This is a genomic window from Ferrimonas sp. SCSIO 43195 (assembly GCF_023716685.1).
Lineage (GTDB): Bacteria > Pseudomonadota > Gammaproteobacteria > Enterobacterales > Shewanellaceae > Ferrimonas > Ferrimonas kyonanensis.
The window spans coordinates 1,041,089-1,065,671 of record NZ_CP072679.1 but is presented as its reverse complement, the minus strand read 5'-3'; the positions used below and the strand labels follow the sequence as shown (position 1 = coordinate 1,065,671).

Annotated in this window: 26 protein-coding genes; 5 read left to right on the top strand and 21 right to left on the bottom strand. The window is 57.6% G+C overall.

The features are described from left to right. The first annotated feature begins 11 nt into the window (after window positions 1–11). Entirely contained in the window at window positions 12–605 is a 594-nt protein-coding gene (locus J8Z22_RS05105) for a YjaG family protein (protein ID WP_252009206.1), read from the top strand. 30 nt (window positions 606–635) lie between these two features. Here J8Z22_RS05105 and J8Z22_RS05100 read toward each other — a convergent pair whose 3' ends face one another. Further along, entirely contained in the window at window positions 636–1,382 is a 747-nt protein-coding gene (locus J8Z22_RS05100) for a TetR/AcrR family transcriptional regulator (RefSeq protein WP_084144506.1), read from the bottom strand. Window positions 1,383–1,622: 240 nt separating this feature from the next. Between J8Z22_RS05100 and J8Z22_RS05095 the strand changes: the two genes are divergently transcribed. Genes J8Z22_RS05095 through J8Z22_RS05080 form a run of 4 tightly spaced genes read left to right on the top strand, consistent with a single transcriptional unit; the run spans window position 1,623 to window position 5,387 of the window. After that, window positions 1,623–2,234 carry a thiol:disulfide interchange protein DsbA/DsbL gene (locus J8Z22_RS05095; protein ID WP_028113861.1) on the top strand — a complete coding sequence of 204 codons (612 nt, stop codon included), beginning with the start codon at window positions 1,623–1,625 and terminating at the stop codon, window positions 2,232–2,234. Window positions 2,235–2,245: 11 nt separating this feature from the next. Further along, window positions 2,246–2,860 carry a disulfide bond formation protein B gene (locus J8Z22_RS05090; protein WP_252009202.1) on the top strand — a complete coding sequence of 205 codons (615 nt, stop codon included), beginning with the start codon at window positions 2,246–2,248 and terminating at the stop codon, window positions 2,858–2,860. A 46-nt stretch (window positions 2,861–2,906) separates the two neighbouring features. After that, window positions 2,907–3,656, top strand: coding sequence for an outer membrane protein OmpK (locus J8Z22_RS05085; RefSeq protein ID WP_252009200.1), 750 nt, complete (start codon window positions 2,907–2,909; stop codon window positions 3,654–3,656). Between the two features lie 27 nt (window positions 3,657–3,683). Further along, complete coding sequence (locus J8Z22_RS05080) at window positions 3,684–5,387, top strand: aryl-sulfate sulfotransferase (RefSeq protein ID WP_028113864.1); 1,704 nt, start codon at window positions 3,684–3,686, stop codon at window positions 5,385–5,387. A gap of 86 nt (window positions 5,388–5,473) precedes the next feature. On the opposite strand, the gene J8Z22_RS05075 is transcribed toward J8Z22_RS05080, so the two are convergent. The 20 genes from J8Z22_RS05075 to caiA form a co-directional block, all read right to left on the bottom strand. Beyond that, the gene (locus J8Z22_RS05075; protein WP_028113865.1) at window positions 5,474–5,956 is read right to left on the bottom strand and encodes a phosphatidylglycerophosphatase A; all 483 of its coding nucleotides are present in this window, start codon (window positions 5,954–5,956) and stop codon (window positions 5,474–5,476) included. A 12-nt stretch (window positions 5,957–5,968) separates the two neighbouring features. After that, window positions 5,969–6,934 (bottom strand): thiamine-phosphate kinase, encoded by a 966-nt coding sequence (gene thiL, locus J8Z22_RS05070; protein WP_211227322.1) that lies wholly within the window; start codon window positions 6,932–6,934, stop codon window positions 5,969–5,971. Between the two features lie 62 nt (window positions 6,935–6,996). After that, window positions 6,997–7,407, bottom strand: coding sequence for a transcription antitermination factor NusB (gene nusB, locus J8Z22_RS05065; protein ID WP_028113867.1), 411 nt, complete (start codon window positions 7,405–7,407; stop codon window positions 6,997–6,999). Window positions 7,408–7,432: 25 nt separating this feature from the next. Beyond that, window positions 7,433–7,897, bottom strand: coding sequence for a 6,7-dimethyl-8-ribityllumazine synthase (ribE, locus tag J8Z22_RS05060; protein ID WP_028113868.1), 465 nt, complete (start codon window positions 7,895–7,897; stop codon window positions 7,433–7,435). A gap of 109 nt (window positions 7,898–8,006) precedes the next feature. Then, a complete protein-coding gene (gene ribB, locus J8Z22_RS05055) occupies window positions 8,007–9,110 on the bottom strand; it encodes a 3,4-dihydroxy-2-butanone-4-phosphate synthase (RefSeq protein WP_028113869.1) in 1,104 nt (367 codons plus the stop codon). Window positions 9,111–9,123: 13 nt separating this feature from the next. Then, window positions 9,124–9,780 (bottom strand): riboflavin synthase, encoded by a 657-nt coding sequence (locus tag J8Z22_RS05050; protein WP_028113870.1) that lies wholly within the window; start codon window positions 9,778–9,780, stop codon window positions 9,124–9,126. Further along, a complete protein-coding gene (ribD, locus tag J8Z22_RS05045; RefSeq protein WP_035416043.1) occupies window positions 9,781–10,893 on the bottom strand; it encodes a bifunctional diaminohydroxyphosphoribosylaminopyrimidine deaminase/5-amino-6-(5-phosphoribosylamino)uracil reductase RibD in 1,113 nt (370 codons plus the stop codon). A 6-nt stretch (window positions 10,894–10,899) separates the two neighbouring features. Beyond that, complete coding sequence (gene nrdR, locus J8Z22_RS05040) at window positions 10,900–11,349, bottom strand: transcriptional regulator NrdR (RefSeq protein WP_028113872.1); 450 nt, start codon at window positions 11,347–11,349, stop codon at window positions 10,900–10,902. Between the two features lie 80 nt (window positions 11,350–11,429). Then, on the bottom strand, window positions 11,430–12,575 hold the full coding sequence (locus tag J8Z22_RS05035) for a patatin-like phospholipase family protein (RefSeq protein ID WP_252009197.1): 1,146 nt from the start codon (window positions 12,573–12,575) through the stop codon (window positions 11,430–11,432). A gap of 59 nt (window positions 12,576–12,634) precedes the next feature. After that, window positions 12,635–13,891, bottom strand: coding sequence for a serine hydroxymethyltransferase (gene glyA, locus J8Z22_RS05030; protein WP_028113873.1), 1,257 nt, complete (start codon window positions 13,889–13,891; stop codon window positions 12,635–12,637). A 210-nt stretch (window positions 13,892–14,101) separates the two neighbouring features. Next, window positions 14,102–14,482: an aspartate 1-decarboxylase gene (panD, locus tag J8Z22_RS05025; RefSeq protein ID WP_252009194.1), complete on the bottom strand. Its 381-nt coding sequence runs from the start codon at window positions 14,480–14,482 to the stop codon at window positions 14,102–14,104. Between the two features lie 62 nt (window positions 14,483–14,544). Further along, entirely contained in the window at window positions 14,545–16,176 is a 1,632-nt protein-coding gene (locus J8Z22_RS05020) for a methyl-accepting chemotaxis protein (protein ID WP_028113875.1), read from the bottom strand. A gap of 111 nt (window positions 16,177–16,287) precedes the next feature. Next, entirely contained in the window at window positions 16,288–16,617 is a 330-nt protein-coding gene (locus J8Z22_RS05015) for a multidrug efflux SMR transporter (RefSeq protein WP_028113876.1), read from the bottom strand. A gap of 4 nt (window positions 16,618–16,621) precedes the next feature. Continuing rightward, a complete protein-coding gene (locus J8Z22_RS05010) occupies window positions 16,622–17,563 on the bottom strand; it encodes an alpha/beta hydrolase (protein WP_252009191.1) in 942 nt (313 codons plus the stop codon). Window positions 17,564–17,807: 244 nt separating this feature from the next. After that, a complete protein-coding gene (gene caiE, locus J8Z22_RS05005) occupies window positions 17,808–18,434 on the bottom strand; it encodes a carnitine operon protein CaiE (RefSeq protein ID WP_252009190.1) in 627 nt (208 codons plus the stop codon). Window positions 18,435–18,618: 184 nt separating this feature from the next. Then, window positions 18,619–19,476: a MaoC/PaaZ C-terminal domain-containing protein gene (locus J8Z22_RS05000; RefSeq protein ID WP_252009187.1), complete on the bottom strand. Its 858-nt coding sequence runs from the start codon at window positions 19,474–19,476 to the stop codon at window positions 18,619–18,621. A gap of 109 nt (window positions 19,477–19,585) precedes the next feature. Next, window positions 19,586–20,371, bottom strand: a complete 786-nt coding sequence (gene caiD, locus J8Z22_RS04995) for a crotonobetainyl-CoA hydratase (protein WP_252009184.1) — start codon at window positions 20,369–20,371, stop codon at window positions 19,586–19,588. Between the two features lie 51 nt (window positions 20,372–20,422). After that, on the bottom strand, window positions 20,423–21,988 hold the full coding sequence (caiC, locus tag J8Z22_RS04990; RefSeq protein ID WP_252009181.1) for a crotonobetaine/carnitine-CoA ligase: 1,566 nt from the start codon (window positions 21,986–21,988) through the stop codon (window positions 20,423–20,425). A gap of 106 nt (window positions 21,989–22,094) precedes the next feature. Further along, entirely contained in the window at window positions 22,095–23,327 is a 1,233-nt protein-coding gene (gene caiB, locus J8Z22_RS04985) for an L-carnitine CoA-transferase (RefSeq protein ID WP_028113881.1), read from the bottom strand. A 77-nt stretch (window positions 23,328–23,404) separates the two neighbouring features. Further along, the gene (caiA, locus tag J8Z22_RS04980) at window positions 23,405–24,541 is read right to left on the bottom strand and encodes a crotonobetainyl-CoA dehydrogenase (RefSeq protein WP_028113882.1); all 1,137 of its coding nucleotides are present in this window, start codon (window positions 24,539–24,541) and stop codon (window positions 23,405–23,407) included. Window positions 24,542–24,583: the final 42 nt, after the last annotated feature.

The following is a 24,583-nucleotide window of genomic DNA, read 5'->3' as shown; positions in this document are numbered from 1 at the left end:
GGAATCCATACATGAGTAAAGCACCCGGCTTTTTCAGCCGCATCAAAGCCCTGTCTCCCGAGGGCAAGCGCTTGTTCGCCACCGCCCTGGCGGAGCGCATGCTGCCAAACTTCCAGCTGTTTTGCGCGGCTCTGGACAACAACGACCACGCTCAACTGCAGTCGTCCCTGGATCTGTTATGGGAAAGCTGTTTCAGCCGGCGCCTGAAACTCAGTTATGAGCTGCAGTTGGAGAAACTGGAGGCGATCACCCCAGAGCCGGACGACCACGACATGTACGGGGTCTACCCGGCCATGGACGCGGTGGTCGCCGTCAGCACCATCTTCATTGCCATGCAGCAGAAGATCGAGGACGACCTGATCAACGTGTCCAAACTCTCCAGCTCAACGGTCACCAACTACATCGAAGTGGTGGAAGAGCCGGAGCTGGAAGGCAAAGCCCTGGATGACTTCATCTTTGCCCATGAGATGATGCAGCAGGAGAAAGCGATCCAGCAGCAACTGCTGGAGTGGGTCGAATCGGAACCCAACATCGACGACATCAAAGAGATGCGCCGTGACATCCGTCAGGCGGCCACCTCCAACATCGGCATCAGCCTGGGCTGATGCTTGACGCCGGTCCCCCGGGGCCGGCGACTACTCCTCCAGCGACGCCTCCACCCGCTCAATCAGTTCATCCACATCAAACTCGCTCAAGCTGGCATCGATGTCGGTGCAGATGTCCATCACTGGCTCCAGGCAGGCCAGGGTCATCGGCTCAGACCAACGCAGCGACGCAATACTTGGCAGCATCGCCTCAAACACCCGCTCCATCGGCATCTGCACCATCTCATCCCGAAAGCTGTAGTTATTACTGAACAGAGAAAAGCCCCGCTCCACACAGGTAACCAGATTGAGGCAGTGATGAATCTCCTCATCGGTGGCCTGCAACTCCCCGAGAGTGCGGGCCCGCTCAAGAAAGTCGCAATTAAGCTGATACCAGCCATCCAGTAATTTTCGGGTGGTGGCAATACGGTGATGGGACGCGTGCTTCCAGACACAGGGCATGGCCGCCAAAAACTGCACTCCTGCCGGGTCCATGGCCTGACGCGCACGGTGGACCCACAGCAACTGCATCGCCATAAACCGCTGCTGAAAGCTGGCAGGATAGAGGGCAATCTCCTGAGTCGCCTTGACGCCCCACTTGCCAATGATGCGGTTAAACAAGGCAACGGCGATGTCCTCACGGCTGGAAAAATAGTTATACAGGCTATTTACCGGACAATTGGACTGGCGAGCCAACTCAAGCAAACTTAAGGAGAAAAGCCCGTGTTCGACTATCGCTATTTCGGCGGTATTTAATATCGTACTTATTCTCTTTCTTTTTAATTCAGCTCGAGTCATCTCTGCACCAGATCACAAATAAGTTGGGGAAAGTATTCATAAAAGAATTACCGTTTTCTGTTAGCTAACCCACAAATAAAGCCCGATATAATCAGAACGCGAATTCGGTCACATCTCGCTTTATAAAAGTAAAATAATTCCCCGGTTTCCCGGCCGGTGTCGTCACAGTTACCCATCGCCAGTCTCCCTATTCTAGTCACCACACACGGCACTATCGCCGTCGACTCAACGGAGACCCTTATGAAGCGCATCCTCACTCTGGCCGCCGCCTCGCTGCTGGCCCTGACCGCCCAAGCCGCGGACTTCAGCGAAGGCAAGCATTACATTGACCTTAAAGATCAGGGCTTTAACGCTCCAAACCAGGTCGTTAAAGTGTATTCGACCAACTGCCCTTTCTGCTACAAGTATGAAAAAGCAGTGATGCCAAATTACATTAAAAATCTACCTGAGGGGGTGGGTTACGACGCCTATCACATCACCACTAAACCACCGTTCGGTAAAGAAAAAGCAACGGTAGTGGCGGTAGCGAAATCCCTGAGCGACAAGCAGTACAAAGCCGTAAAAATGGCATATTACAAGCACATCCATGACGATAAAATAAAATTTAAGAGCCCTGAAGAAGCCATCGAGTTTGGATTGAATGCCGGTGGCATAGATGCCTCAACCTTTGCCGCTAAAAAAGACAGTGACGCCGTCATCACTCTTCTGAAGAAATGGGATCAGGGCCTCAAAGTTGCCAAGGTTAAAGGCATTCCTGCCATTGTTGTCAATGGTCGTTACCTGATTATTACCCAATCGATCACCAGCATGGCGATGCTGGATGAACTGACCGCCGATCTGCTGGCTAAATAGGGAGCCCCACCATGAGTGTAATCAGCAAAGGCTGGCAGGATCTCAGCCGCTCTCCCCTGCCCACCCTGGCCCAGTGGCAAAACCAACGTTGGTTGTGGCTACTGATGAGCGGCGCGGCGCTGTTCCTGATTCTGTCGGCCATGGGCTATTTCCAGTGGTTCCTGGAGATGGACCCGTGCGAGATCTGCGTCTACATCCGTTTCAGCCAGATGTGCATCCTGTTTGCCGGGCTGATCATCGCCATCCAACCAGGAAACCCTCTGCTCAAGCTGATCGGTCTGGCGCTGGCGTGGTACGCCGTAGTCCAGGGCATGATCTGGTCCATCGACCTGGCCGGCCTGCACGACTCCTCCCATGCCCTGGATGCGGTGATGGCCGAAGGCGGCGACCTGTTTGCTGCCGGTGGCGGCGGCGGTGCCTGCTCCACCGAACCGACCTTCCCACTGGGACTGCCGATGCATGAGTGGTTCCCCTACGAGTTCCAGCCTTCCGGCATCTGTGGCGAAGACGACTGGAGCCTGCTGGGGCTGAACATGGCCCAGTACTGCATCATCGCCTACGCCATCTTCATCGCCGCCCTGGCGCCGGTGACCGCCGGCTGGATTCACCACCTTAGAACCAAATAACTCAAACAGGTGCCCCACGATGGGCACCCCACTCTCTGGAGAAACGATGATGAAAACCCTCAATGCCACGCTCGTGGCAGCGACGATGGCCTGTGCCTGTCTGCCGGCCCACGCCGGCATGCTGGCGGTAGAAGCCGGGCTGATGGACTGGGGCAGCCAGGCCGAAGACCATTTCGGCAAAGGCAAGAGCGAAAACAGCTTCATCAAAATCAAGGGCGCCACCGGCAACGCCTTTGGGGATCTGTACGCCCATGTGCAACTGGAAGACGTTGAAGACAGCGAGATGATCGGCTCGGAGATCAACATCGTCGGTCAGATCAACATCGGCCAGTCGGATTTCAACTGGTACGGGCAGGTGTTCAATAAGCAAAAGCCGGTGTGGTCGGAAACCAACACCCTGCTGGGACTCAGTTGGGATAAAACCTATGACAATGACCTCTATGCCCAGCTGGCCGTCGCCGGCCACATCGTGACCGCCGACTACAAGCATTTCGATGGCGATTTTGAAGGCGGCTTCAACGGTGGCTATGTCATCTACACCCTGAGCAAGGGGTTCAGCCTCGGCGAACACGCGTTCAGCATGGTGTGGTGGCAAGAACACTACTTTGGCCGCGACGACCTGTACCTGAGCCTGTCTGGTGACGGTGAAGACTTTGGCCTCAATGGCTCGGCCATCCTTCGCTGGCACGCCACCGATTCTCTGTCGGCCTCTCTGACTTACAAATACGCCAACAACAATCTGGGCAAGGAGGGCTTCCATGACGGCCTCTTCTACGGCCTGCAATACACCTTTTAAGCCTCGACGAATGACTGGAGAAACACCATGAAAAAAACACTGATTGCCACCTCCCTTGCCATGGGCCTGCTGGGCCTGAGCCACGCCGCCATCGCCGGAGGCGACTGGGCCGATAAATACCTGACCACCGTCGCCACTCAGGGGGAGATCGGCATCGTGAAGGTCAACCCCTACGATTTTGCCCCGTTAACCGCCGTCATCGACCTCAATGGCTTCAGCATCTCCGACGTCCAGGTCCGCATCGAGCCCAAGAAAGGCGGCGCGGTGATCCAGTACCCGGTGTCCGACAGTGCCATCACCACCCACAACGGCATTCCGGTGTTTGGCCTGTACGCCGATTACAACAACACCGTGTCGGTGGAATACAACAAAGACGGCAAGCGCATCAAAGAGCAGTACAAGATCAAGACCGCACCGGTCAAGCAACTGCTGTTTGATGGCCAGACCCGCTCCTTCCCGGAAGTGGACGTGGTCAAGGTGGATAAGCAGTTCAAAGACCGCCTCTACCTGGTGAACCACCTGGGTGCCGACGACCAGACCCAGGGCTGGGACAACTACCCCATCGTGTTTGTCACCGACACCGCCGGTGAAGTGCGCTGGTTCATGGATTGGGACAAGGTCTACGATCAGGACACCACCAAGGGGATCGCCATGGGCTTCCACCTGGCGGACAACGGTGAGTTGTACTGGGGTCAGGATCATTACTACGCCCGCTACGACATGCTGGGGCGCAAGGTGTTTAAACGCGATATGCCTCGGGGCTTTACCGGCTTCTCTCACGCCATGCTGGAGATGCCCAACGGCCACTACCTGCTGCGAGTCGCCAAGAAAAAATACCTGCGCGAAGACGGTAAGCGCATCGACACCGTTCGCGACCACGTAATCGAAGTGGACCAGACCGGCAATGTGGTTCAGGTATGGGACTTCAACAAGATCTTCGACAACATGCGCGATGATCTTTTGAAAGGACTGGATTCCGGTGCCGTGTGTCTGAACGTGGATGAAAGCCACGCCGGTGAAACCATGGACATCGAGCCGGACGCCCCGTTTGGCGACCTGCCCGGCGTCGCAGCCGGTCGCAACTGGGCTCACATCAACTCCATCGATTATGACCCGAAAGACGACTCCATCATCGTCTCCATGCGTCACCAGGGCACCGCCAAGGTCAGTCGCGATGGCGAAGTGAAGTGGATTTTGGCCGCCAACAAGGGCTGGGGCAAACTTTCCAACAAGGTGCTGACCCCGGTGGATGCCAACGGCAAACCGCTGGATTGCAACATGAACACCGGCACCTGTGACAACACCGACTTCGACTGGCCCTGGACTCAGCACACCTCCTGGCTCACCAGTCGCGGTACTCTGGTTTCCTTCGACAATGGCGACGGCCGTCACTTCGAGCAACCGGCCATGCCGACCATGAAGTACAGTCGCGGCGTCGAATACAAGATCGATGAAGACAAGATGACGGTGCAACAGACCTTCGAGTACGGCAAGGAGCGAGGCTACGAGTGGTACTCGCCGATCACCTCCAACATCGAGTGGCGCGACGACAAGAACAGCTTCTTCATGTATTCCGCCTCTGCGGGCCTGTTTACCGGCAAGCCTGGCAAACACTTCATCAACGAAGTGACCGAAAACGGCAAGGTCAAAGTGGAACTGACCGTTAACTCCATGGCCAAGACCGAGCCCAGCTACCGGGCGCTGATCGTCGATCCTAAGCAGCTGTTCTAAGCCGCCAAGGGCCGACTATCAGCAATAAAAAAAGCCAGTCGCAATCGCAGACTGGCTTTTTTATTGAGCAAGGGAGTTGGCGGTATCTACAATCCGGGAAAGACGCGAGCCAAGGCCTGCAGCCACACCAGGGCAAAGATACCGGCAATGATGTCATCCACCATGATGCCCAGTCCACCATCCACCTGCTTATCGAAGAAGCGAATCGGCCAAGGCTTCCAGATATCAAACAACCGGAACAGGGCAAAACCGATGATCAGCCAGATCCACCCGGCCGGTGCCGCGATCAGGGTGATCAGCATGCCGACGACCTCGTCCCAGACGATGGCTGGGTGATCGTGCTCGCCCATGTCCTTGGCGGCCTTACCACAGATGTAGATGCCGGCGGCCGAGAACAGGATCAACGTCATCAGGTAGGGGAACAAGCCCCAGTCCTGCATCAGGAAATAGAAAGGAAATGCCGCCAGGGTACCAAAGGTACCGGGCGCCTTGGGCGCCAGCCCCAATCCGCCCCCCAGAGCCAGGAAATGCACCGGGTTCTTAAGGCTGAGTCCTGCAAAACGTGTCATTACTTCATTCCGTTAAAAGTGTTGAAAACCCGTGGGGGCGTCGCTCTCCACTTCACCATTTCGGTAGTAGTGGATCCCCTCCCCGGCCCGAATCTGACCAATGCAGGTGTGGTTGACGCCGGCCTCGCCCAGGGCCGTCATCAATGCGCCCTTCTTGGCTTCCGGTACGGTAAACAGCAACTCATAATCCTCGCCCCCGGCGATGGCCACCCGCTGGGCCTGCTCCAGTCCCAGGGTCTCCACCAACGCCGAAGACAGCGGCACATCGGTGATCTCCACATGGGCCGAGACCTCCGAGGCCTTGACGATATGGCGCAGGTCACCGGCCAGGCCGTCGGAGATGTCCATACAGGCACTGGCGATGCCACGCAGCGAGCGGCCCGCCAGGATTCGGGGCGTCGGTCGCAGATGACGGGTCACCAGAAACTCGCGGTGATCGTCACTGGCGGTCAGATCACCGTGCAGAATCTTCAAACCGGCGGCGCTGTCGCCCAGGTTACCGGTGACAAAGATCCAGTCACCCGGCGAGGCACCGTGACGGTAGATCCCCTGCCCGGCGGGGACATGGCCCATGGCGGTCAGGGTGATGGTCAGCGGTCCGCGGGTGGTGTCACCGCCCACCAGGGCGATGCCATAGTATTCACAGATCTGATTCAGCCCGGCGGCAAACTCCGCCAGCCAGGGTTCATTGCTCTCCGGCAGGGTCAGTGCCAGGGTCAACCAGGCCGGATCGGCGCCCATGGCCGCCAGATCAGAGAGGTTGACCGCCACCGACTTGTACGCCAGCACCGCCGGCTCAATCTGCTTGAGAAAGTGAATCCCCTCCACCAGGGTATCGGTGGTCACCACCAACTGGTTATTGTCGGGAGCCCGCAATATCGCGGCATCGTCACCGATGCCAAACAGCACGTCCTTTCGCTGGTTACCCCGTTGGCAACCCTGGCGAAAGTAACGCTCAATCAACTCAAATTCACTAATCGCCATATAAAAACGGCCACATTTTTGGGATGTGGCCGCTCCATTCAATATTGCATTGCCGGTTATCGCTGCAAGGCGTTAGCCAGCTTATCAAGCACGCCGTTGACAAACTTGTGGCTGTCGTCGGATGCAAACGCTTTCGCCAGTTCAATGGCCTCGTTGATGGCCACCTTGTAAGGCACGTCATCACGGTAGAGCAACTCATAGGCGCCCACCCGCAATACCGCCATCTCGATGGGGTCCACTTCCTCCAGCAAACGTGCCAGATAAGGCTTACAGCGCTCATCCAGTTGCTTGCAATGGCTGACTACGCCAACCAGCAATTCGCGGAAGTAAGCCACATCAACGCCGTCGGTTTCCTGCTCGGTGAGGAAGTGATGCTCGATGTTGGCCACATCATTTCCGCTTAACTGCCATGAATAGATGGCTTGCACCGCCAAACGGCGGGCTTTACGACGCTCTGAAGGCTTCACGTAATTCTCCTGATGTATCCGTCGCTTAAATGTTCTTAAGGACGTTAACCATCTCCAAGGCGCTCATTGCGGCCTCGTGGCCTTTGTTGCCAGCCTTGGTGCCGGCACGCTCAATGGCCTGCTCGATGGTGTCGGTAGTGAGGACGCCGAAGGCCACCGGAGTATCAAACTCCAGCATTACCTGTGCCAGTCCCTTGTTGCACTCTCCGGCAACGAAATCAAAGTGTGGTGTACCACCACGAATCACCGCCCCCAGGGCGATGATGGCGTCAAACTCGCCGCCTTTTGCCAGCTTACGGGCAACCAGAGGCAGTTCGAATGCGCCAGGAGCACGGACAATGGTGATATCATCATCATTGACTTGTCCAAGGCGCTTCAGGGTATCGATCGCCCCTTGAACCAGGCTCTCTACAACAAAGCTGTTAAAGCGGCCAACCACCAGTGCAACCTTGGCACCCTTGGCTTCAATGTTTCCTTCGATGACTTTCATTATTTGTACCCAAAAACAGATTGGTAGACGCCCCACACCGGTGGCGGGGCGAAAAGTGGCGTAATGATAGCACAGCCGTCAGCAAAACCTTAATGCCGACGGCTCACAATTATTCGCCGATGTATTCGGTCACTTCCAGGCCGAAACCGGACAGAGAGTGATACCGTTTTTGACCCGACAGCAAGCGCATTTGAGTCACCCCGAGGTTGGCCAGGATCTGCGATCCCACCCCAACGGTACGGGAGGTGCCAAAGGGCTTGCGTTTAGGCCCCTGTTCGCCGGCGTCTTCAACCGCCAGGGCTCGAATTCGATCCAGCATCTCGTCGCTGCTCTGGTGGCGCCCCAGCAGAACCAGCACGCCGCCTTCATCACCGATGCGGCTCATGGCTTTGTCCAGTGACCAGGCACCGCTGCCTCCGCGCTGGGAAAACAGCAGATCATTGAAACCGTCGTGCAGGTGAACCCGAACCAGCGGGTTGTTGCTGACGTCCCCCTTCACCAGGGCAAAGTGGGCTTCGCCGTCGATGGTGTCACGGAAGCTCACCAGCTCGAAATCGCCGAAACGGGTCGGCCAGTGACAGCTGGACTCACGCACGATGGTAGTTTCATTGTTGTTGCGGTATTCAATCAGGTCGGCAATGGTGCCGACTTTCAGATCATGTTCCGCGGCAAACAACTCCAGTTGTGGACGACGGGCCATGGTGCCGTCTTCGTTGAGAATCTCAACGATGACCGCCGCCGATTCGAAGCCCCCGAGACGAGCCAGATCCACCGAGGCTTCGGTGTGACCGGCTCGGGTCAGGACGCCGCCCTGGCGGGCGCGCAGAGGAAAAATGTGGCCCGGCTGAACCAGATCCGACGGCCCGGCGTCTTTGCCGACGGCGGTCAGGACGGTGACGGCGCGATCGGCGGCGGAGATGCCGGTGGTTACCCCTTCGGCCGCTTCAATGGAAACGGTGAAGGCGGTGCCGTATTGCTCGGTGTGGCGCGATACCATCGGCGGCAGACCCAGGCGATCACAACGCTCACCACTCATGGGCATGCAGATCAACCCGCGCCCATACTTGGCCATAAAGTTAATGGCGTCGGGAGTCACCGCTTCGGCGGCCATGATCAGGTCACCTTCATTCTCACGGTCTTCATCGTCCATCAGGATAACCATTTTGCCCTGACGGATGTCTTCGATGATCTCTTCAATACTATTCAGTGCCATCTTGCTGACCTTGTTATTTTAAAAATCCAGATTTCGCCAACATCTCCATGGTGATGCCACCGGACTCCTCGCTGTCTGTTGCAGGCTGCATCAATCGCTCCAGGTATCGGGCAATCAGATCCACCTCCAGGTTGACGGTCGAGCCGGGTCGCAGTTCACCAATGGTGGTTTCCTGGACGGTATGGGGGACTAGGGTAAGACGAAAACGATTACCGTCGACTTCATTGGCGGTCAGGCTGATGCCGTCGATGGTGACCGAGCCCTTTTCAGGGATGTAGCGGCCCAGGCCCGCTGGGGCCCGCAGCCAGAACTCAATGGCGCGACCACGGTCGCTGATGCTCTCTACGGTTGCCAGACCATCCACATGGCCACTGACCATATGACCGCCCAGGCGGGTGTTGACGGTAACCGCCCGCTCCAGGTTGACCGACTGGCCCACCGCGTAGTGGGCAAAATTGGTACGGGCCAGGGTCTCTCCGGACACATCCGCCACGTAGCCGTCACTCAGCTTGGCAACCACGGTCAGGCACACGCCATTGGTGGCAATGCTGTCACCCAACTGCACGTCCTCCAGTGGCAACTTGCCACTGGCCACGGTTACCCGTAAATCTTCACCGCGGCGCTCTAACTGGCGCAACTGGCCCACCGCTTCGATAATGCCTGTAAACATCTATGACTCCGCGCGCACCAGGGTCAGGCGCAAATCGGCACCGACCCGGCGAACGTCTTTAAATTGAAATTCGGGCACCTGTGACATGGCGGTTAACTGGGGCAAATTCAAGACCCCACGACCGTCACTGCCCATCATTTTCGGTGCCTGATAGAAAATGATCTCATCCCACAGCCCGGCTTGAACAAAAGCCCCGGCCAGGGTCGCCCCGGCTTCGACCATCAGGGTGTTGATCTGACGTTGACTCAGTTCGGCCATCAGCGCATGAAGGTCCACCTTGCCGGCGACAGACGGCCCTTGCCAACAGGCCACATGCTCGGGCCAGTCGCAGCCATACTCCTGTGTCGAAGCCAGCAGCACCGGCGACTCAATCTGGGTCAATTGCAGCCCGGGTCGCAGCCGAGCCTGGCCATCGATCACCACTCGCAGCGGCTGCGACCAGTGGGCCGGCAAGTTCACCGATGCGGGCAACTGTTCGGGACGCACATTCATCGAGGGGTTATCCGCCAGCACCGTACCGGCGCCGGTAATCACCGCCCCGTGACTCAAACGCATCAACTGAACGTCGCGGCGGGCATCGGCAGCGGTGATCCACTTGGACTCACCGTTGGCCAATGCCGTGCGGCCATCCATGGACGCCGCCAACTTAATCCGAATGTAGGGACGCCCCTTGGCCATGCGGCTGATAAAGCCCGGGTTGAGTTGACGCGCCTGGGCCTCCAATACTCCGGAGACCACCTCAATGCCGGCCTGCTTCAGCATCGACAAACCACGACCCGCCACCTGAGGGTTAGGATCGACCATGGCGGCCACCACCCGACTGACCCCGGCCTTGATCAAGGCTTCGGCACAGGGCGGGGTGCGGCCATGGTGCGAGCAGGGCTCCAGGGTCACGTAGGCCGTGGCCCCCTTGGCCCGCTCACCCGCCTGACGCAAGGCAAACACTTCGGCATGGGGCTCGCCGGCCTTAGGGTGAAACCCTTCGCCGACGATGGCGCCGTCTCTGACCAGCACACACCCCACAGCAGGGTTGGGCCGGGCGGTAAAACGGCCGCGCCGGGCCAACTCGATGGCCCGGCGCATAAAGGAATAATCGTGTTGTGAGCCGTTCATTTATCGTTATTTTTCCAGCTTGGCGATGGCTTCACCAAATTGCGACAAATCTTCAAAGGCGCGGTACACCGAGGCGAAGCGAATGTAGGCCACCTTATCGAGGGCAATCAGTTGTTCCATCACCAGGTTGCCGACCATGTCCGAGCCCACTTCCCGCTCGCCGGTAGCCCGCAGGGCTGATTTAATCTTAGTCAAAGACTGTTCAATCGCTTCTGCCGACACCGGTCGCTTCTCCACCGCCCGTTGAATACCCCGGCGCAGCTTCTCTTCGTCGAAAGGTTCGCGGGTGCCGTCCTGCTTGATCACTCTGGGCATCACCAGCTCGGCACTTTCAAAAGTGGTAAATCGCTCATGGCAGGTCAGGCACTCACGGCGCCGACGAACCTGATGACCTTCGGCCACCAGTCGGGAGTCGATCACCTTGGTGTCCGTCGTAGAACAAAATGGGCAGTGCATGGCGCCTCCGGCAGGTCCCTTTTACCAGGACAGGTAAACTGACTGCTAAGAATACCGGATTTAGGGCTTTAGGTTAACAATCAGGGCGTTTCTTCACAGCTGAGTTTGATCTCCATCCGCTCTGAAGGAGCAATTCGTGACGGATGCGACTGCCAATGGTCCCCTGAGAGGCCAGCATCGACCCCGAGGCGGTACAGCGGCAGCATGTTCTCCGGTCCAAATTGCAAGGGTTCGAAGTCCAATGGATAGCTCTGGGGGATGGCGGCGTAACAAAAACCCATCTGTTTTGCCGCCGCCATGCGATAGACCCGCAGCAAGCTTTCATTGACCCGATACTGGTTGCTGTCATACGCAAACTGAATGCCGTTGGCCAGAGCTTTGCCATTGGAGGGGTGCTGTCGCTGAAACAACAGTTGGTGATTCACCACCACCCATACCCGCTGCTGAGCCCGGGGCGGCAGTCGAAACTGGTCTACCATGAAGGGCCGCAAAAACAGCAAATCCCAGGCGGAATCGTGATGCATCTGATAGTAAGTGCTACCGGCGACGCCGACCGGGAAATAGCGAGCCTCGAAGGCACCGGGAAACGCCGATGCCGCCTGCAACACATCTCGATAGTAGTGGTAACGATCGCTTCGGTCGCTGGCGGCGATGGCACCAAGATCCCAGAACACCGGCACACCGGCATCGGCATTGGTGGTCCCCACGTAGAGTCGCCGCCCCTGACGGTGGCTCGCTGCCACCTCATCAATCATCCCATCGGTGATAAAATGGTCGATCAGCGCCCGCAACTTGTCGCTGTCATACGCCGAACGGCCAAACAGCGCCCCGAACGGGTTGAGATAGCCAACAATGGCCGAGGCCGGTTGTTCGGCATAGGCCTGCTTCAGAGCCTGATCGTACTTCGGCCCCAAAAACGCCACCGTGGCCACCAGGGCGCCAGTGGAGATGCCGGTGACGACCTGAAACCGCGGCCGGTCCCCCCGCTGCTGCCAACCGGCCAACAAGCCAGCATTCCAGGCGCCGTAGGCACCGCCTCCGGACAACACCAGGTGATCCACTCGAGTTTGAGTCAGTGCAATGACCGGCGGTGGATTTGGGTTCGGGTCGGCAATGGCGCCAAAGGGCAGATCCTGTTCATGACCCGCAGGCAGGGGCGCAGGCCGGCTGGCACAGGCTTGCAGACACAGTGCCAGCATTGCCGCCAGCCAGATGTTCGAGGTCATTGTTGTTGCTCCACAAAAAAGCCCATCCTCAGGATGGGCTCAGTATACCGAATCGGCGATTAACGGTAGACAGGTTTAGTACGGCACAGGGCCAGCACCTGCTGCTGCACCCGCTCCACCACGGCTTCGTTGCCGAAGTCATCCAGGATGTCGCAGATCCAGCCGGTCATTTCACGGCACTCGGCCTCATTGATGCCACGACGGGTCAGCGCCGGTGTACCGATCCGCAGACCGGAGGTCACAAACGGGCTGCGGGGATCATTGGGAACCGAGTTTTTGTTGACGGTGATGTTGGCCCGCCCCAGGGCGGCATCGGCGTCTTTGCCGGTAATGTCCTTGTCGATGAGGTCCAGCAGGAACAGGTGATTGTCGGTACCACCGGACACCACCTTGTAACCGCGACTCATAAACACGTCCGCCATCGCCTTGGCGTTGACCACAACCTGCTTCTGATACTCGGCAAACTCCGGCTGCAGTGCCTCTTTAAAGGCGACCGCTTTAGCGGCAATCACATGGCACAAAGGCCCGCCCTGACCGCCGGGGAACACCGCCGAGTTGAGCTTCTTATACACGGTTTCATCACCGCAGGCAGACAGAATCAGGCCGCCACGGGGACCGGCCAGAGTCTTGTGAGTGGTGGTGGTAACCACGTGCGCATGAGGCACCGGGTTAGGATAAACCCCCGCCGCAATCAGGCCGGCAACGTGGGCCATATCCACAAACAGGTAAGCCCCCACCTCATCGGCAATGGCACGGAACTTAGCCCAGTCGATGATGCCGGAATAGGCGGAGAAGCCAGCAATGATCATCTTCGGCTGATGCTCTTTGGCCAGAGCCAGCACCTCGTCGTAGTCGATTTCACCGGTTTCCGGCGTGATACCGTACTGCACGGCGTTGTAGATCTTACCGGAAAACGACACGCTGGCACCGTGAGTCAGGTGGCCACCATGGGCCAGGCTCATGCCCAGAACGGTATCGCCAGGTTGAAGCAGAGCCATGAACACCGCCGCATTGGCCTGAGAACCGGAGTGCGGCTGAACGTTGGCGTACTCGGATCCAAACAGTTCATTGGCGCGGTCAATGGCAAGCTGTTCGGACACATCGACATACTCGCAGCCGCCGTAATAGCGTTTGGACGGGTAGCCTTCGGCATACTTGTTGGTCAACTGGGAGCCTTGGGCTTCCAGTACGCGAGGGCTGGTGTAGTTCTCGGAGGCAATCAGCTCGATGTGCTCTTCTTGGCGCGTGCGCTCCGCCTCCATCGCCTGCCACAACTCGGGATCGAAATCGGCGATGTTCATTGTTTTGTCCAGCATCCATGTCTCCTGGTGTAGGGGGTTATTTTTTAGGCGCCACTATATTACTCCTGTGTGACGGCGATCCCAAGTCCAATGACACCGACCGAGTCGCTCTCATAAACGAACGCAATGAAACGCCCATCGAACTCTATCCATTGAACCGTTGCCAACCGAGGAGAAATGCGCGAGGCAGCCCCACCAGAACCGGACTGCCCGCGCCGGAACCGCTTAGCGGCTCTGAGTCGGTACCCCCTGACCCACACCTTTAATGGCATTGTTCTGATCCAGGTACACCAACCGAGGCTTGTGGCTGGCCGCTTGCTGGTGTTCCATCTGCACATAGGCACAGATGATCAACCGATCTCCGGGGCTGGCTTTATGGGCCGCAGCGCCATTGACCGAGATGATGCGCGACCCCCGCTCCGCTTCGATGGCGTAAGTGGCAAAGCGCTCGCCATTGTCGACGTTGTACAACTCGATCTTCTCGTACTCCAGAATGCCGGCGGCCTCGAGAAAGTCCCGGTCGATGGCACAAGAGCCTTCGTATTCCAACTCGGCGTGGGTCACTCTGGCCTGGTGCAATTTGCCTTTCAGCATCTCTGTTTTCATCGCTTGTATGTTCCTTGGTTTAGAGTTCTTCGGGGCCGAACTGGCGGCCCCTTTGTCAGGCGTCAGGCGGTTCTGAACTGCCCCAATGTGTGTTGCAGGCGATCCGCCAGCTGCGTCAACTCGGCGCCGGAGAGGGCGGTCTGCTCAGAGCCGGCCAACACCTCTTTGGAGGCCAGGTTGATGCCTTCGAGATGCTGCCCCAGATCCTCGGCGACCGCCGCCTGTTCGCCACAGGCACTGGCAATCTGCAGGTTCATCGACGCGATGTTGCCCACCGCTCCCACCACCTGCTCGATGGAGGTACGCGCCTGATTCGACTGTTCGACACAGGCGGCAATCAACTGGCAACTGTTCTGAGTCGCACTGCCCGCTTGCTTGGAGCGATTTTGCAGCTGCTCGATGATGGCAACGATGCGGCTGGTGGACTCCTGAGTGCGACCGGCCAGGGTACGAACTTCATCCGCCACCACCGCAAAGCCGCGGCCCTGATCGCCGGCCCGGGCGGCTTCGATGGCCGCATTGAGCGCCAACAAATTGGTTTGATCGGCGATGTCGCGAATCACATCCACCACCATGCTGATGTTGGCAGAATCCTGCTCCAGCTCGCCGACCAGGGCCCCCGCCTGCTGTATCACCGACTCCGCCTGCTGAATGCCCTCGATGCCCTGAATCACCACCGTCATCCCCTCATTGGCGTCCTGGGTTGCCGACTCGGCAGAGTGAGAGGCCTCCTCGGTATTCCGAGCCACCTCGGCCACGGTGGACTGCATTTCGGTCATGGCACTGGAGATGGACGCCACTTGCAGTTGCTGCTGACGCATCCCCTCGGAAGTTTGCTCAGACACCGAGCCCATGGCTTCGATGGAGGCCCCCAACTGATTAGACGCCTCGGTGATCTGGGCCACCAATGCCGCCAGGCGGGACTGCATCTCCAGGCTGTCCTGCGCCAACTGCCCCAACTCGTCGTCGGCAAACTGGTTCCGGCTCAGTACATGGGTCAGGTCGCCCTTGGCAATGGCTTCAATCAGGTTGCGTACTCGAGCCAGAGGGGTGCAGATCTGCCGCACCAGCAGCATGCCGGTCACCAGCATAAACACCAGCATCACCGCGCCGCCGAGGGCGATCACCCAGTACATGGTCACCACCGATGCCGCGCTGGCATCGGCCTCCTCATCGACGAAGCTCTGGTTCAGTGTCACCAGGGCCTCGATGGCATCGATCAGCTCCAGATAGGCAGGGTAACTGGCCATGATGGCGGAGTTGGCGTCTTCATAACGATCCTGGCTGATCAGCCCCAGAAACGGCTCATTGGCCACCAGGTAGGCCCGCCAGCTTTGCTCCATCACAGAGAACGCCTGCCGATCCGCCTCGTTGGCCAGGGTCGCCCGATAACGGTCGAGGTTGTCGTCCATGGACAGCGCCATCTTCTTGCCTTCCAGCACCCACTCAGGCATGTCCGGATCCCCGGCGTTGGACACCAGCGAAAAATCGTACTTGCGGTAGTCGATAATGAACGCCCGCATGTCTTCGGCCTGCATCAGGCTGGGGATGGTGGTGGTGTTGAACGCGGTAATGGTGGCCGCCATGGTGGTGGCTTGTCGAGTGACAATGCCAATCAACACCGCCATGGCCAGGGCGATTAACAGATAGGCCAGGGATATCTTATTTTTTACACTGAGATTATTGAGTCGCACTCCAGGCTCCTTGTGGCGCAGTGGTAGTCAAAATAGAGAAATAGAGAGATGTCTCGAGATGCACGACAGTCTTAACGCCGAAGCCTAAACCGGCCGCCAAGACTTCGGCAGTCAATGCTGCACCGAGCGAGAGAACAGGTGGATGATCAGCGTTCCCGCCACGATCAGCCCCATCCCCAACATCGCCGCAGCATCCAAAGGCTGTTTCAGCCGCCACCACCCAACGCCGGCCACCAGCACGATGCCGGCGCCGCACCAGATGGCATAGGCGATGCCCACCGGCATCACCCGAACCACCTGCGCCAGCAACGCAAACGCCACCAGGTAACCACACAGGCACAACAGCGTCGGCAGCGGTTGTGTAAACCCCTGGGTGCGCGGCAGCAAACTGGTGGCAGACACTTCGGCAATGATCGCCACAAGCAGGCAGAGGTAGGCCATGGGATTACGCCAGCAAAGCCCGAATCCGCGGACCGGTGTCCTGCAGGTACTGATCGGCTTGATCAAACACCCCCAGCATCTTGATAAAGCCGTGGATCACCCCTTCATAGAGGCGGTACTCCACCGAGACCCCGGCGGCGGCCAGCTTGTCGGCATACAGGCGACTGTCGTCGCACAGCGGGTCGTACTCGGCACAGGCGATCAGGGTTGGCGGCAGATCCTCATGACTGCTGGCCCGCAGCGGTGAGCAATAGGGGTGCAAACCATCGACCGGGCTGCGCAGGTAGTGATTCCAGTAATAGCTCATGCTGGCTCGCTGCAACAGGTAGCCTTCGCCGTGATTGATGGCCGACGGCGTATCCCAGCCGTACTGCACCGCCGGGTAAACCAGGACCTGGCAGGCCAGACGCGGGCCATTTTCATCCCGCGCCCGCAAGGCCACGGCCGCCGCCAGGTTGCCGCCGGCACTGTCGCCAAACACACCGATGCGCCGTGAGTCCAGCCCCAGTTTTTGGGCATGCTCAAACACCCAGCAAGTGGCGGCATAGCAGTCGTCCATGGGGGTCGGGAATTTGTGCTCAGGCGCCTTTTGATAGTTCACCGCCACCACCACCGCACCGGTGTGGTTGGCCAGGGCGCGACTGAAGCCGTCGTTGGTTTCAATATTGGACACCATCCAGCCACTGCCGTGGAAAAACACCAGCGCCGGCTGCAATTCGGCACTGGCGTCGCCCTCGAGCGGCCGGTAGATTCGAATAGGCAGATCGGCGCTGGGGCCGGGAATGAAACGATGTTCCACCGCCGCAACGGCGGCCGGCTCTCTGCAGGGACTGTCACTGGACAGCTCCAGATGACGGGCCTCTGCCGGGGTCATCTCTTCGTAGGCTTTGGCGCCGGAGTCACGCACCTGCTGCAAAAATTCATCGACCTTGGGATCTAATGGCATAACGGTTTCCTTTAAGCGTGCACCGCCGTGTAGTCACAGCGAAATCGAGTGCGCCACCCCAACACCTGCCAGCCGTTGAACGGCCTGGCGGGGTGGCGCGAAGTAAAAATGTCGTCTGTCTGACCGGCAATCACTTGGGTAAGCGAATGTTTAGGATGAGAGGATCGCTTGTGCGTTGATGGACAATCACCGGCAGACAGACAACAAAACCAAATTCAATCGGCCAACCTCAGGCGGCCGGCCCCTAGGCCGGATCGCGCTCCCGGTTGGCTGCGGTGGTGACCGCAGTTTCCTGCACCCCTGTGGTGCCCTGAAGGCGAGGACGATTGGGCTCCATGGCCGTCCGGGGTTCGACTTCATTCATCGATGCCGCCGACCGTTTTGCCAAATCCTGATACTCCTGGGTATTGAGGCGCTTCCATTCCAGCTCCTGATCCGAGACCGACCGGACCGCTTTTGCCGGCGTCCCCATCAGCAACTGCCGGGGCTGGCCCTGAAAACCGGCTTTGACGAAACTCATGGCGGCGACGATGCTCTGTTCGGCCACCACGGCCCCATCCATCACCACCGCATTCATGCCCACCAGGGCCTCTTTGCCGATAACGCAGCCATGCAGAATGGCGCCGTGGCCAATGTGGCCGTTCTCACTGACGATGGTGTCGCGGTCGCTGTAACCATGCATGATGCAGCCGTCCTGAACGTTGCACCCGGCTTCCAGGATCAGGCGGCCATAGTCCCCTCGCAGCGATGCGGTCGGACCCACATACACTCCAGGGCCGACGATGACATCGCCGATCAATACTGCGGTCGGATGAACATAGGCGCTAGGATCAACGACTGGAATAACACCTTCAAATTCATAGCAGGGCATAAAACACCTTTAGAACCTATGACGTAACAACACTGAAAACAAATAAATAAAAATCGCAATAATAAAAAGGGCGTGACACTACTTTGGTGCACCAAACGCATTGCGAATGGAAATAGAGCACGCCAACAGCTGCCTTAAAACAACACTCAAAAACAATCAAAAACAACAGTGAAAATCTAAATAACTAACGCCACTCAACTAAACCAAAATTCAAATAACAACAGTCAGAGTCGTCTGCATCCACTACTCTAAAATGGACACAATTATCACTCCATTTCCAAATTTGAGTCTTTACCCTCGCGCCTGGATAAAGCGCCTTGGTTAACCGGGTTTTAAATCGAGTTAACCGCTCCGGCTCGCCAGGAATCACACTTCGAATAATGTGTCGGCAGGCCACCCCGGTGGTACTCACGCCGTGCAGGTTCGGCTTGGGATGGCCAAACTTCTGCGCATAGGCCCAGTCCACATGCTGAGGGTGATAATCACCGCTGAGGCGATACACCAGGGCCTGATTCAGTGGCACCTGTTCCGTCACTTCAAAGTCCGGCTGCCGCTGCGGAATTTCGACAATGTCGCGGGGCGCTTTCGGACCGCCAAAGCCGCCGTCATACAGGCAGCAATCCCAGCTTTCATTCGTGAACAGCAGGGTGCCATCCTGATTGCGGGTTTCACCGATGTGCTGGGCCAGGCAGCCTCGCCCCTCACCGCGGTCGTACAACCCCTTCAGCAGCACAGTGGTACTGAGTTTGCCGGTCACCAGCTCCGGAGTCAGTGGCCGATGTACCCGAAAATCGAAGCCCCAATGCAAAGAGCCGCCCCACTCAAAACCAAAGTCGATGGTTTTGGTGACTTCACTGTCCACAATTGGCATGGCACAGAAGGTGGGCAGCACTTTCAGATCTTGTTCATACACATATTCAAGGTCGGTCTTACCATCACTGCCGGCACCGCATCCCAGCCCCAGCAGCATCAAGTCCCTGACCGTATACTCATTAATAAAAGGCCCGTATGTCTGGCCTTGCATCTCCAGCTTTAACGCCATGTCGAAACTCCTTCTATCGAACGTCTCCGCCCTCTCCACCAGACAGCGGATCAACGGTGGCAACCGGTGCCCTATCGACACCGACTGCCACCACGGACATGCAAGTCGGTTACTTGCCCGCCCAGACCGGATCGCGCTTCTCAGCAAACGCCGCAGGTCCTTCCAGCGCATCTTCAGAATGCAGAACCGCCGGGTAGTGCTTCAGCGCACCGCTGCGGGTGTAGCGGTAGCCCTCTTCGACGGTCATTTCACTGGTGGTACGAACCACCTCTTTCAATGCCGCCACGGCCAGAGGCGCGCTCTGAGCGATTTGCGCTGCCAGTTCACGGGCAGAGTCCATCAGCTCGGCGTTGCTGACGACGCGGTTGACGATGCCCCAGCGCAGCGCTTCTTCGGCATCCATACGGCGACCGGTCATCATCATCTCGTTAACGATGGCCGGTGGCAGCAGTTTTGGCAGACGCAGCATGCCGCCGCTGTCTGGCACGATGCCCAGCTTGGCTTCGGGCAGAGCAAAGCTGGCGTTATCGGCACAGACAATCATGTCGGCACCCAGCGCCAGTTCAAAACCACCGCCGAAGGCGTAACCATTGACGGCGGCAATCACCGGCTTGTCCAGGTCAAACAGTTCGGTCAGACCGGCGAAACCACCGGGGCCGAAATCCGCATCCGGCGCTTCGCCTTCGGCGGCCGCTTTCAGATCCCAGCCGGCGGAGAAGAAACGCTCGCCCGCACCGGTGATGATGGCAACTCGAAGCTCAGGATCATCTCGGAATGCCAGAAAAACCTCGCCCATTTCAAAGCTGGTTTTGGCATCAATGGCATTGGCTTTAGGCCGATCCAATGTAATTTCCAAAATGCTGCCATTTCGAGTTACGTGCAATGATTCGCTCATGTTCTTACTCCATTAAGAGTCAACTGATGACTCCATCCACTAAATTAAAGATTACTCTTTTTCACACAGGAGATTTTTTCTAACTTTGCCGGTGCACGTTCTTGGCAAATTCGGCAATAGCTCAACAAAAGAAGGCACTTTAAATTTGGCCATCTTTTCTGCGCAATAGTTAATAATATCCTGCTCATTAATATCTGCGTCGGGTCTCAGCACCACAAAGGCTTTAATGGCCTCATCACGAATCGAGTCTTTAACGCCAATAACGGCCGCTTCAATCACTTTCGGATGCGCGGTGATGATGTTTTCAATCTCCATGCAGGAGATATTTTCTCCCCCCCGCTTCACCATGTTGCAACTGCGGTCGACAAAGTAGAAAAACCCTTCTTCGTCCACGTAGCCGGAATCGCCGGTTCTGAGCCAGCCATCCACGCCAATCGCTTTGGCGGTGGCCTCCGGTGCCTGATAATACTCCTTGAAGATGGTCCGCCCCGGTTCGCCCTTGACCTGAATCTCGCCGATCTCGCCGGCGGCCAGCTCCTGGCCTTCCGGAGAGACAATACGAGCCTCATAACCAAAGCCGGTACGGCCGATGGACGGCCAGCGGCGTTTATCTCCGGGACGATCGCCGATGATACCGACGATGGTCTCCGTCATTCCCCAGGAGGTCAGCAAACGCACATTGAATCGCTCAATGAACGCGTCTTTCTCCTGCACGGGCATGCTCAGGTAGAACATCACCTCCCGCAAACGATGGTTGCGCTCCCACGGCTGCTGCGGTTGCATCATCATGGTGCGCATCATCAACGGGATGCACTCGGTCACCGTCGCCTGGTATTTGCATACCTGACTCCAGAAATTGCGGGCGCTGAATCTCTCCAGCAATACGAAGGTCGCCCCGGCGGAGAACGCCGCCATGGCCGCGGTACACTGACAATCGATGTGGTATACCGGCATGGCCGTCATATACACATCATCGCTGCGCAGGGCCGCCTGCCAGGCACTGTAATAGCCGGCAAAACGCAAGTTGTAGTGAGTGATCACTACGCCTTTGGGGCGTGAGGTGGTGCCGGATGTGAACAGAATCTCAGCGGTGTCATCCCAACCAATCTCAGACTCGGCAACGAAGCGGGTCGAGTACTGGCTCAGCAACTGAGCAAAGTCCCCAACGCCCTCGATGACTCCGCCGTCTTTGAGGTCGGTGACCAGAATCTGCTCGAGGTCCGTCTGAGCGCCGGCTCGAATCTGGCTGTAAATAGGCAAAAATTCGGTGGTGGTCACCACGCGTCGAATGCCACACTTTTCCGCCAGGTAGGCGCACTCATCCAGCAACCAATGGGTATTAACGGGCACCATCACCGCGCCAATTTTCGCCAGTCCGAACCAGCACAGGATGAACTCCACGCTGTTGTTCAGATGCAGGGCGACACGTTCGCCTTTCACCACTCCCAGGGCCGTAAACAGGTTGGCGGCCCGATTGATCTCGCCATTGAGTCCGGCGTAGGAGTACTGAGTGGCGTTTCCGGACGCATCTTCAAAAATCAACGCCGTTTTGTCGCTATGCAATTCAGCCAGGTCGTCCCAGGTCTGACGCAAGTTATGTCCGCTAATAATGTCCATTTGTTACCTTACAACATCAACCATCTGTGTGGATTTTGAAACCCTAATGACCGGAGTTCAGCTTGTCACTCTCCACCCTCCGGACACGTGATCTGCTGACGGTGTTTTACGCCTCAGGCGCCTTGTCAACCTTGGCCAGACCCTTGTCTGCCAATTCTGTGATCGCTTCATCGCTGTAGCCGATATCACGCAAAATGGCGGCGGTGTCCATGCCATGATCCGGCATGCCGCGCCAGATCTGACCCGGGTTGTTTTTAAACTTGGGCATCACATTGGGGCCCTTGCAGCGTTTGCCGTCGATGGTGTCCCATTCGGTAATGGACTCACGGGCAATATACTGCGGGTTAGACTCCAGATCTTCGGCGCTCAACACCTTGGCACAGGCGATCTTCAGTTCCGCGAAGCGCTTGCGCACCTCGGCCACGGAGCGGGCATTGATGTAGCTATCCAGGGCATCCTCGATCGCTTGACCATGAGGGCATTCGATGCGGTGAATCAGCTGAGTTCCTTCCGGCACGGCTTCGGTTCCCAGCAGGTGGCCCAGGCCAATGTCCTTGAACAGCTCTTCGATCTGGTTGGCACCGACCATCTCCATCACGATGTAACCGTCTTCACACTTGTACAGACCGCAGCCAGCGTAGTAAGGGTCGCGGCCCTTGTACTGACGAGGCGCCATCTGACCACCGTTGAAGTAGTCCATCATGAAGTACTGGCCCATGCGCAACATCACCTCATACATGGCCACATCGATGCTCTCACCAACGCCGGTTTCCTTGGCCTTGTGGAAGGCTGCCAGGGCCGCGGTGGTCACGGTCATGCCGGAGAAGTAATCGGCGGTGTAAGGGAACGCCGACATCGGCTGATCCACATCGCCGTTCTGCATCAGATAGCCGCTGAACGCCTGAGCAATGGTGTTGTACGCCGCCAGGTTGGTGTATTCATCGGTACCAAACTGACCAAAACCGGACAGGTGTGCCACAACCAGCTTAGGGTTGCGTTCCCACAGCAGCTCATCGGTAATGCCACGGCGAGCAAACGCTGGCCCTTTACTGGCTTCAATGAAGATGTCGGTGGTTTCCATCAGTTTCAGGAACGCATCACGGCCTTCGTCTTTAAAGATGTTCAAAGACAGCGCATGCAGGTTGCGTCGTGACAACTGAGGGTAGTTAGGCTGCACCCGAATGGTGTCGGCGTAGGCAACGTTCTCAATCCAGATCACTTCTGCGCCCCATTCCGCCAGCATCTGGCCTGCGAATGGACCGGCAATCTCGATACCGGAAAACACAACCCGAACCCCGGAAAGAGGACCAAATTTCGGTGTGGCTAATGTCTGTGACATGGTGATGTCCTTATGTAATGTGTCTCAAAATGGCAGCCAGGACGGCGCAATCGCGACGCCTGGCTGCATTGCGGGGATTAGCGGTACTCTTTCAGAACCGCACGACCCAGAGTCAGGATCTGCATCTCGTCGGAACCACCAGAGACACGATCCACGCGCAGGTCACGCCAGAAGCGGCTGATGCGATGCTCACCGGCGATGGCGTAGCCACCCAGTACCTGCATGGCAGAATCCACCACTTCAAAGGCTGCATTGGCGCAGTAGAACTTGCACATCGCCGCATCACCGGAGGTCATCATGCCGTTGTCGGCTTTCCAGGCCACGTGGTAGATCATGTTCTTCATGTTGCTCAGCTTGATGGCCATGTGAGCAAACTTTTCCTGAATCAGCTGGGTACGACCGATGGCCTCGCCGAACTGAACACGCTGGTTGGCGTACTTAGCCGCATCCTCGAAGGCGCAGTAAGCGGTACCGTAGTTGGTGCAAGCCACCAGGAAGCGTTCCATGTCGAACTCTTCTTTGACTCGCTGGAAGCCGTTGCCTTCACGGCCGAAGAAGTCTTTCTCCTCCAGCTCGACATCGATGAACTGCACTTCGCAGCAGCTGTCCATCTTCAGACCCAGTTTCGGCAGCTTGCTCAGCTTGATGCCTGGCTTAGTCATGTCGACAAAGAACTCGGAGAACACCGGCGTGTCGGACGCGGCATCGCGAGCCATCACCACCAGGTAAGGGGTACCGGCGGCGCTGGTGATAAAGCACTTGCTGCCGTTCAGGTAGATCTTGCCGTCTTTACGCAGGTAGTTGGTGGTCAAGCTGCCCACATCGGAGCCGGCACCGGGTTCGGTAATGGCCGAGTTCCACATCTGCTTACCGGTACCGCGCAGTGCCATGATCTTATCGATCTGCTCGTCGGTGCCTTCACGCAGCACGGTGGTAAAGCCTGCCAGTTGATACAGCACGTAGGTCGGGGCGCCCAGGCGGCCCAGCTCTTCCCAGATCACCGCCAGGGTGGTCAGGCCGGCGTCAAAGCCGTCATGCTCTTCCGGCAGCAACAGGCTATCGATGCCCATCTCAGCCAGTTCCTTAACGAAACGCTCAGGGTAGGTGCTGGTCTCATCGCACTCGGCAAAGTACGCTTCCCAGTTTTCACGCTCCATCAGGTCACGAACGCCTTTAACAAACAGTTCCTGTTCGTCGGTTAATCTGTAATCCATAATCAATACCTTCTAGTTACTTCTCTATTCGCGACGTAGGTC

Bases quoted from the DNA above. Each gene is read 5' to 3' on its own strand.
- J8Z22_RS05105 (WP_252009206.1), top strand. From the start codon at position 12: ATGAGTAAAGCACCCGGCTTTTTCAGCCGCATCAAAGCCCTGTCTCCC.
- J8Z22_RS05100 (WP_084144506.1), bottom strand. From the start codon at position 1,382: ATGACTCGAGCTGAATTAAAAAGAAAGAGAATAAGTACGATATTAAAT.
- J8Z22_RS05095 (WP_028113861.1), top strand. From the start codon at position 1,623: ATGAAGCGCATCCTCACTCTGGCCGCCGCCTCGCTGCTGGCCCTGACC.
- J8Z22_RS05090 (WP_252009202.1), top strand. From the start codon at position 2,246: ATGAGTGTAATCAGCAAAGGCTGGCAGGATCTCAGCCGCTCTCCCCTG.
- J8Z22_RS05085 (WP_252009200.1), top strand. From the start codon at position 2,907: ATGATGAAAACCCTCAATGCCACGCTCGTGGCAGCGACGATGGCCTGT.
- J8Z22_RS05080 (WP_028113864.1), top strand. From the start codon at position 3,684: ATGAAAAAAACACTGATTGCCACCTCCCTTGCCATGGGCCTGCTGGGC.
- J8Z22_RS05075 (WP_028113865.1), bottom strand. From the start codon at position 5,956: ATGACACGTTTTGCAGGACTCAGCCTTAAGAACCCGGTGCATTTCCTG.
- ribE (WP_028113868.1), bottom strand. From the start codon at position 7,897: ATGAAAGTCATCGAAGGAAACATTGAAGCCAAGGGTGCCAAGGTTGCA.
- ribB (WP_028113869.1), bottom strand. From the start codon at position 9,110: ATGGCACTGAATAGTATTGAAGAGATCATCGAAGACATCCGTCAGGGC.
- J8Z22_RS05050 (WP_028113870.1), bottom strand. From the start codon at position 9,780: ATGTTTACAGGCATTATCGAAGCGGTGGGCCAGTTGCGCCAGTTAGAG.
- ribD (WP_035416043.1), bottom strand. From the start codon at position 10,893: ATGAACGGCTCACAACACGATTATTCCTTTATGCGCCGGGCCATCGAG.
- nrdR (WP_028113872.1), bottom strand. From the start codon at position 11,349: ATGCACTGCCCATTTTGTTCTACGACGGACACCAAGGTGATCGACTCC.
- J8Z22_RS05035 (WP_252009197.1), bottom strand. From the start codon at position 12,575: ATGACCTCGAACATCTGGCTGGCGGCAATGCTGGCACTGTGTCTGCAA.
- glyA (WP_028113873.1), bottom strand. From the start codon at position 13,891: ATGCTGGACAAAACAATGAACATCGCCGATTTCGATCCCGAGTTGTGG.
- panD (WP_252009194.1), bottom strand. From the start codon at position 14,482: ATGAAAACAGAGATGCTGAAAGGCAAATTGCACCAGGCCAGAGTGACC.
- J8Z22_RS05015 (WP_028113876.1), bottom strand. From the start codon at position 16,617: ATGGCCTACCTCTGCCTGCTTGTGGCGATCATTGCCGAAGTGTCTGCC.
- J8Z22_RS05010 (WP_252009191.1), bottom strand. From the start codon at position 17,563: ATGCCATTAGATCCCAAGGTCGATGAATTTTTGCAGCAGGTGCGTGAC.
- caiE (WP_252009190.1), bottom strand. From the start codon at position 18,434: ATGCCCTGCTATGAATTTGAAGGTGTTATTCCAGTCGTTGATCCTAGC.
- J8Z22_RS05000 (WP_252009187.1), bottom strand. From the start codon at position 19,476: ATGGCGTTAAAGCTGGAGATGCAAGGCCAGACATACGGGCCTTTTATT.
- caiD (WP_252009184.1), bottom strand. From the start codon at position 20,371: ATGAGCGAATCATTGCACGTAACTCGAAATGGCAGCATTTTGGAAATT.
- caiC (WP_252009181.1), bottom strand. From the start codon at position 21,988: ATGGACATTATTAGCGGACATAACTTGCGTCAGACCTGGGACGACCTG.
- caiB (WP_028113881.1), bottom strand. From the start codon at position 23,327: ATGTCACAGACATTAGCCACACCGAAATTTGGTCCTCTTTCCGGGGTT.
- caiA (WP_028113882.1), bottom strand. From the start codon at position 24,541: ATGGATTACAGATTAACCGACGAACAGGAACTGTTTGTTAAAGGCGTT.